Genomic DNA, 7860 nt, shown 5'->3' with positions numbered 1-7860 from the left:
GGGCCAGCGGCTCGGGACCGCGACGATCGCGGCGCCGGCCATCGCCGCCAGAACCTCGTCGTGCGGCCGGTAGCCGTCCCAGGCGATGCCGGCGGCGCCGGCGCGGGCCCGCATCTCGCGCACGAACGGGGTTTCCGGACTGTCCGGCCCGAAGCGGTCGCCGCCGATGATGCGGGCGGACCAGCCGGGCAGGCGCGGCAGGGCAGCGGCGCTGGCGGCGATGAAATCGGCGATGCCCTTGCCCTCGACGATGCGGCCGGCGAACAGGATTTCGCGCCGCCGCGCATCGGGAGGTGCCGGCAGTTCGGCGAGGGTGAGCGGGTTGTGCAGCGTGACGAGGCGGGCGGTGTCGGCAAGGCCGGTCGCGTAGCGGGCGCGCAGATGATCGGAGACGCAGACCACGGCGTGCAGGCGGCGCAGCGTGCCCGCCCGCGCCGCCGGGCTGGTGAGGCCGCGCATCGTCGTCGGTTCGTTGTGCAGGAACAGCATCACCCGGCTACCGGGCAGCAGGCGCGCGGCAAGCCGGGCGAGGCGCGGCTGCTGGTGGATGTCGATGCTCGCCGGGCGGAGCCGCCGCAGCCGGCGCAGCACGCCGGCATTGTAGGCGAGCGGCGCGCGGAAGCGGACCGGATCGCAGGCAATGCCGGGAAAGCCCGGCTCCGCGCAGGCGGCGCCGATGACCGAGGCACCGGTGGCGGCCGCGAGCCGCCGGACGACCAGGGCGATCGCGCCGGCCCGGCCGGGGGCAAAGGCTTCGCTGGCGGGCAGCACCATCGCGATGCCGCCGGCCGCATCCGGCTGGTTCAAGCCGATCGGACTTTCACGTAATCGCCGGGGGCATCGGCGAGGGCGGGGAGGGCGCCGTCGCCGGGTGTGCGGGCGGGAACCTCGCCGCGGCCCTGTGCGGCGATCCAGCGCTGCCAGTCCGGCCACCAGGAGCCGGCCACCTCGGTCGCGCCGGCGAACCAGTCCTCAGCGTTCGCCGGCAGGGTGGCGTTGACGAAATGGTTGTATTTGCCGCTGCCCGGCGGGTTGATCACGCCGGCGATATGGCCGGAGGCGGCGAGCACGAAGCGCTTCGGCCCGGCCATCAGCTGCGTCGCGCGGTAGGTGCTGGCCCAGGGGGCGATGTGGTCCTCGCGGCAGGAGAGGAAGTAGACCGGCACCTTGATCCGCCGGAGATCGACCGGCGTGCCGTCGAGGGTGATGGCGTCCGCCTGGCTCAGCAGGTTCTTCTGGTACATGTTGCGAAGGTAGAACGAGTGCATCGCCGCCGGCATGCGGGTGGAATCGGAATTCCAGTAGAGCAGGTCGAAGGGGAAGGTTTCGTTGCCGAGCAGATAGTTGTTGACCACGAAGCTCCAGATCAGGTCGTTCGAGCGGAGCATGTTGAAGGTGGTGGCCATCGCCGAGCCTTCGAGATAGCCGCGCCGGTTCATCCGGTCTTCCAGCGCGGCGAGCTGTTCCTCGTCGATGAAGACGCCGAGTTCGCCGACATCGGCGAAATCCGTCAGCGTGACGAGGAAGGTCGCGGACTTGATCCGGCTGTCGCGCCGGCGGGCCATCACCGCGAGGGTGGCGGCGAGCAGCGTGCCGCCGAGGCAGTAGCCGATCGCGTTCACCTGGCGCTCGCCGGTGGCCTGCTCGATCGCGTCGAGGGCGGCGAACACGCCGAGTTTCATGTAGTCGGCGAAATCCTTCTCGGCGAGGCGCTCGTCCGGGTTCACCCAGCTCGCGACGAAGACGGTGTGCCCCTGCTCGACGGCCCAGCGGATGAAGCTGTTCTTGGGCCGCAGGTCGAGGATGTAGAACTTGTTGATCCAGGGCGGGAAGATGACCAGCGGGGTCTTGTGCGCCGTCGTGGTCGCCGGGGCGTACTGGATCAGCTCCATCAGCTCGTTGCGGTAGACGACCTTGCCCGGCGTGACCGCGATGTTGCCGCCGACGCTGAAGGCCTCGGCGTCGGTCATGCGGATGTGCAGCTGGCCGCGCCCGGCCTCGAGATCGCGCAGCAGGTTCGACAGGCCGCGCAGCAGGTTTTCGCCGCCGGTCTCGGCGGTCTTGCGCAGGACCTGGGGGTTGGTCAGGGCGAAGTTCGACGGGCTCATCGCGTCGACGAACTGGCGCGCGTAGAAATCGACCTTCTGCGCCGTCTTCGGATCGAGCCCGTCGACGCGGCGGACCACATCCTGCACGAAGCGGGCCGAGAGCAGGTAGCTCTGGCGGATGAAGTCGAAGATCTCGTTTTCCTTCCATTCCTCGTGCTGGAAGCGCTTGTCGCGCGGGTCCGGCGGCACCACCGGCTGGGTCTCGATTCCCATGATGCGGCGGGTCGAGTGCTGCCAGAGCGTGACGTAATCCTGCCAGAAGCCGATCTGCGCCTCGATCAGCGACGCGGGATTGGCCATCAGCCGGGCCATCATCTCCATGAACGCGCTGCCGATGTTGAGCGGATCGATCGCGACATCGGCCTCGTGCTGGCGTTGTAGCCATTCGGCCACGATGCGCTGCGATCGGGCCGCGATATCGGCCATGGTGCGGGAAAAAGCGGCGGGATCGGGAAGGTTTGGGGCTTCCGTCCGCGGATTTTGCTGTTCGGCCATCGACGCTCCTTCCGGCTCCGGGATGCAGGCGCTAAGGTTGGTGGCGCAAGCGAGGAGCCGAAGTGACCTATAGCCAGATTCCGCCCACCCCTGAAACCCCGAGTCGAATCGTCGCCGTAATGGCCGCGCTCGCGGTGATCGCGCTGTCGGGCTGCGCGGCCTACAGCCCGGCGGCGCTGCTGCACCGCTACGAGGGCGGGGTGATCAGCTCGGGGCCGCCGCCCGCGCCGGGGCTCGATTCGCCCTGGCCGAACCTGGCTTCGGTGCCGCCGCGGCCGACATCGATTTCCCCCGCCGATCAGGCGGCGCTGCGCGGACGGCTGGAGGCGGCGAATCGCGGCCAGAACCTCATGGCTGGCCATGAGCCGCCAGCCCCCGCCGCGGCGCCCGCCGCCGCCTTCCGTGCCGCCGCTGCGTCTCGGCTTCCGGCCGCGCGAAGCCGTGCTGTCGCCGGCGCAGATCGCGCTGCTGGGCGCGTTCGCGGCGCGCCGCGCCGGGCGCCCCATTGCCGCAATCGGGTTCGCGCCAGGGCGTGATCCGGCCGGCTTGCGGCTCGCCCTTCTGCGCGCGACGGCGATCGCCAACGCGCTCGAGGTCGCCGGCGTGCCGGCGGCAGACATTCGCCTCGAAGCGCTCGCCAGCGGTCGCGGCGGTGCGGCACAGATGTTATACCCCCGCCACAAACCCACCACACCGGACGCTCAGGACCGATCATGACCGAGGAATTTCACCGCATCCGCCGCCTTCCACCCTATGTCTTCGCGGAGGTGAACCAGGCGAAGGCGGCCGCGCGCAACCGGCGCGAGGACATCATCGACCTCGGCATGGGCAATCCCGACAGCGCGACGCCGCCGCATATCGTGGCCAAGCTGGTCGAGACCGTGGCCGACCCGCGCAGCCACCGCTATTCCACCAGCAAGGGCATTCCCGGCCTGCGGCGCGCGCTTGCCGCGTATTACGACCGCCGCTTCGGCGTGAAGCTGAACCCGGAGACCGAGGTGATCGCCACACTCGGCTCGAAGGAGGGGCTGGCCAACCTCGCCAACGCGATCACCTCGCCGGGCGATACGATCCTGGTGCCCAACCCGTCCTACCCGATCCACCAGTTCGGCTTCATCATCGCCGGGGCCTCGGTGCGCTCGGTGCCGGCCACGCCGGATGACGAGATGCTGCGCGCGCTCGACCGCGCGGTGCGGCACTCGGTGCCGAAGCCGACCGCGCTGATCGTGAATTTTCCTTCAAATCCAACGGCGTATCTCGCGACGCTGGATTTCTACAAGGAAATCGTCGCGTTCGCCCGCAAGCACGAGATCTTCATCCTGTCCGATCTCGCCTATGCCGAGATCTATTTCGAGGGCGAGCCGCCGCCCTCGGTGCTGCAGGTCGAGGGGGCGAAGGACATCACGGTGGAATTCACCTCGATGTCGAAGACCTATTCGATGCCGGGCTGGCGCATGGGCTTCGCCGCCGGCAATCCGCGGCTGGTCGCGGCGCTCGCGCGCATGAAGTCCTATCTCGACTACGGCGCCTTCACGCCGATCCAGGTCGCGGCGACGGCGGCGCTGAACGGGCCGCAGGACTGCGTCGAGCAGATGCGCACGCTCTACCGCGAACGGCGCGACGTGCTGATCAAGGGACTCGCGCAGGCAGGCTGGGACGTGCCGAGCCCGGCGGGGTCGATGTTCGCCTGGGCGCCGATTCCGGAGCGCTTCGCGCATCTCGGCTCGGTCGATTTCGCGAAGCTGCTGCTCGAGCGCGCCAAGGTCGCGGTCGCGCCGGGGATCGGCTTCGGCGAGTATGGCGATGGCCATGTCCGCATCGCGCTCGTCGAAAATACCCATCGGCTCCGGCAGGCGGTGCGGAACATCCGCGCCTTCATGGCACCGGGCAATGCGCCCAACCAGCAGGAGAGCGTCTCGGCATGAATGGTGAACTGTCGGTCGGGATCGCCGGGCTGGGGACGGTCGGCGCCGGGGTCGTGCGGCTGTTGCAGGAGAATGCGGCGATCATCGCCGCGCGGGCCGGTCGGCCGGTGCGCGTGGTGGCGGTGTCCGCGCGGGACCGGACGCGGGATCGCGGGGTGTCGCTCGAGGGTATCCGCTGGGTCGAGGACCCGCTGGTGCTCGCCACCGATCCGGCCGTGGATGTCGTCGTCGAGCTCATCGGCGGTGCTTCAGGTGCCGCGCGGGACCTGGTCGAGGCGGCCCTGGCCGCGGGCAAGCCGGTGGTGACGGCGAACAAGGCGCTGATCGCGCAGGCGGGCGGCGACCTCGCGGGGTTGATCCGCGGCGGGCCGGGCATCCGCTTCGAGGCGGCGGTGGCGGGCGGCATTCCCGTCATCAAGGCGCTGCGCGAGGGGCTCGGCGCCAACCGGATCGCCAGCGTGTCCGGCATCTTCAACGGCACCTGCAACTACATGCTCACGCGGATGCGCGACGAGAAGATGGAGTTCGCCGACGTGCTCGCCGAGGCCCAGGCGCTCGGCTATGCCGAGGCCGACCCCTCGGCCGATATCGACGGGGTGGATACCGCCCACAAGCTGGCGATCCTCGCGGCCATCGCCTTCGGCCGCCAGGTGGATTTCGGGGCGGTGCATGTCGAGGGCATCCGCCGGATCAGCGCGGTGGATATCGCCTTCGCCGACGAGCTCGGCTACCGGATCAAGCTGCTCGGCATCGCCCGCGCGAGCGAGGCCGGAATCGAGACCCGCGTGCATCCGGCGATGGTGCCGGAGAACTCGGCGCTGGCGAAGGTGGATGGCGTGAACAACGCGGTCGTGATCAGCGGCGAGCCGGTGGGCGATATCGTGATCCAGGGGCGCGGCGCCGGGGCGGGGCCGACCGCCTCGGCCGTGGTGGCCGACCTGATCGACCTTGCCCGCGGCCGGCAGACGCCCATGCTCGGCATGGCGCCCGATGCGCTGCGCAGCGAGGCCTCGGTGCCGATGGCGGCGCATCGCGGGGCCTATTGCCTGCGGCTGATGGTGCTGGATCAGCCCGGCGTGATCGCCGATGTCACCGCGGTGCTGCGCGATCACGGCATCTCGCTGGAAACGATGCTCCAGCGCGGCCGCAGCCCGGGCGATGTGGTGCCGGTGGTGATCATCACCCATGAGACTGACGAGGCCGCGATGGCGGCGGCGCTGGTGCAGATCGCCGCACTGCCGGCGGTGCAGGAGCCGCCGGCGCTCATCCGCATCGAACAGGCCTGATCGACGCTCGACCCGCAGGAGACCGCGAAGATGGACAACGCCAAGACCCCGGCCCAGTCGGACCGTAACCTCGCCCTCGAACTCGTGCGCGTCACGGAAGCCGCCGCGCTCGCGGCCTCGGCCTGGATCGGCCGGGGCGACAAGAACAGCGCGGATGGGGCCGCGGTCGGCGCGATGCGCCAGGCGTTCAACGCGGTCGCGATCGACGGTGTCGTCGTGATCGGCGAGGGCGAGATGGACGAGGCGCCGATGCTCTATATCGGCGAACGCGTCGGCGCCGGCGGACCGGAGATGGACATCGCCGTCGATCCGCTCGAGGGCACGACCATCGCCGCCAAGGGCGCGCCGAACGCGATCGCGGTGATCGCGCTGGCGGAGCGCGGCAACTTCCTGCACGCGCCGGATATCTACATGGACAAGATCGCGGTTGGTCCCGATCTGCCCGAGGGGGTGGTGGCGCTCGATGCGCCGGTTGAGGAAAATCTCCGCAACCTCGCCCGCGCCAAGCGGTGCGACATTTCCGACCTGATGGTCTGCACGCTGGAGCGCGAGCGCCATGCCGAGCTGATCGCGCGGTGCCGCGAGGCCGGCGCGCGGATCACCCTGATCGGGGATGGCGACGTTTCGGGCGTGATCGCGGTGGCGCAACCCGAGGCCGGGATCGACATCTACATGGGCTCGGGCGGCGCGCCGGAGGGCGTTCTCGCCGCGGCCGCGCTGCGCTGCACCGGCGGGCAGATGCAGGGACGGCTGCTGTTCGAGGACAGCTCGCAGATCGACCGGGCGAAGGGCATGGGCATCGCCGATCCGTCGCGGCTCTACCAGGTTCACGAAATGGCGGCGGGCAACGTGATGTTCGCGGCGACCGGCGTGACCACCGGCCCGATGCTGCGCGGCGTGCGGCGGTATGCGACCGGCGCGGTGACGCACTCGATCGTGATGCGGTCGAAATCCGGCACCGTCCGCTATATCGAGGCGCATCACAACTTCCAGACCAAGCCGTGGACGCCGGCCTGAACGGGGCGGCGCCGGCTTTCGGGGTCGAACGCAGCCTGACCGGCCGGCGCTGGCTCTGGCGCCCGGCCGCGGACCGCACGGCGCAGGCCATCGCCCAGCGCTGCGGCGTGCCGGACGTGATCGGCCGGCTGCTCGCCGGGCGCGGCGTGATGCCCGATCATGCCGCGGATTTCCTCGAGCCGACGCTGCGCGCCTATCTGCCCGATCCCTCGGCGCTGACCGACATGGATGCCGCGGCGGCGCGGATCGCCGATTCAGTGCAGCGCGGCGCGACCATCGCGATCTTTGGCGATTACGATGTCGACGGCGCCTGTTCGGGCGCGCTCATGGCGCTGGGCCTTGGGGAACTTGGCGCGACGACCATCAATTACGTGCCGGATCGGCTCCGCGAGGGCTACGGGCCGAACGCGCCGGCGCTGCGGGCGCTTGCCGGGCAGGGGGCGGAACTGGTCGTCTGCGTCGATTGCGGAACGGCGGCGCATGAGGCGCTCGCGGCGCTCGACGGCCGGGCGGATGCCATCGTTCTCGACCATCACAAGAGCGAGGGAGCTCCGCCCGCCATCGTGGCGACGGTGAACCCGAACCGCGCTGACGATGCGTCGGGCCTCGGCAACGTTTGCGCGGCGACGATCAGCTTCCTCACCCTCGTCGCCGTGCAGCGGGAACTTCGCCGGCGGGGCTTCTTCGCGACGCGGCGCGAGATCGACCTGCTGTCGATGCTCGACCTCGTCGCGCTCGCGACGGTCTGCGACGTGATGCCGCTCACCGGCCTCAACCGCGCGCTGGTGACCCAGGGGCTGAAGGTGATGGCGCGGCGGGAACGGCCGGGAATCGCGGCATTGCTCGACGTCGCGCAGGTGAGGGAGGCGCCGGGCACGATGACCTGCGGCTTCGCGATCGGCCCGCGGATCAACGCCGCCGGCCGCATCGCCGAGGCGGATCTCGGGCTGCGCACGCTGCTCGCCGCCGAGCCGGCGACGGCGATGGTGCTGGCGCGCCGCCTCGACGAGATCAACCGCGAGCGCCAGG

General features: G+C 70.4%; 8 protein-coding genes. 6 read left to right on the top strand and 2 right to left on the bottom strand.

The genetic code is table 11. The features are described from left to right. Together APM_RS10015 and APM_RS10010 are read right to left on the bottom strand one after the other, a co-directional pair. On the bottom strand, positions 1 to 807 hold an 807-nt coding region (locus APM_RS10015; protein ID WP_007423255.1), incomplete at its 3' end, for a hypothetical protein. Then, positions 804 to 2603, bottom strand: a complete 1800-nt coding sequence (locus APM_RS10010; RefSeq protein WP_007423254.1) for an alpha/beta hydrolase — start codon at positions 2601 to 2603, stop codon at positions 804 to 806. The genes APM_RS10015 and APM_RS10010, both read right to left, overlap by 4 nt. Before the next feature lie 62 nt (positions 2604 to 2665). Here APM_RS10010 and APM_RS10005 point away from each other — a divergent pair, with 62 nt between their 5' ends. From APM_RS10005 to APM_RS09985, 6 genes are all read left to right on the top strand, one after another. Beyond that, entirely contained in the window at positions 2666 to 3139 is a 474-nt protein-coding gene (locus APM_RS10005) for a hypothetical protein (RefSeq protein WP_007423253.1), read from the top strand. A 10-nt stretch (positions 3140 to 3149) separates the two neighbouring features. After that, positions 3150 to 3320: a hypothetical protein gene (locus tag APM_RS22635; RefSeq protein ID WP_007423252.1), complete on the top strand. Its 171-nt coding sequence runs from the start codon at positions 3150 to 3152 to the stop codon at positions 3318 to 3320. Further along, complete coding sequence (locus APM_RS10000) at positions 3317 to 4528, top strand: LL-diaminopimelate aminotransferase (RefSeq protein ID WP_007423251.1); 1212 nt, start codon at positions 3317 to 3319, stop codon at positions 4526 to 4528. The genes APM_RS22635 and APM_RS10000 overlap by 4 nt, the downstream gene beginning before the upstream one ends. Further along, positions 4525 to 5814, top strand: coding sequence for a homoserine dehydrogenase (locus tag APM_RS09995; RefSeq protein ID WP_007423250.1), 1290 nt, complete (start codon positions 4525 to 4527; stop codon positions 5812 to 5814). The genes APM_RS10000 and APM_RS09995 overlap by 4 nt, the downstream gene beginning before the upstream one ends. A gap of 30 nt (positions 5815 to 5844) precedes the next feature. Next, complete coding sequence (glpX, locus tag APM_RS09990) at positions 5845 to 6831, top strand: class II fructose-bisphosphatase (RefSeq protein WP_007423249.1); 987 nt, start codon at positions 5845 to 5847, stop codon at positions 6829 to 6831. Beyond that, the coding region (locus APM_RS09985; RefSeq protein WP_007423248.1) for a DHH family phosphoesterase at positions 6816 to 7860 on the top strand (1045 nt) is incomplete at its 3' end. The genes glpX and APM_RS09985, both read left to right, overlap by 16 nt.

Source organism: Acidiphilium sp. PM (assembly GCF_000219295.1).
Lineage (GTDB): Bacteria > Pseudomonadota > Alphaproteobacteria > Acetobacterales > Acetobacteraceae > Acidiphilium > Acidiphilium multivorum.
Note: the sequence above shows the minus strand (reverse complement) of the source record. Positions and strands in the feature narration are given on the sequence as shown.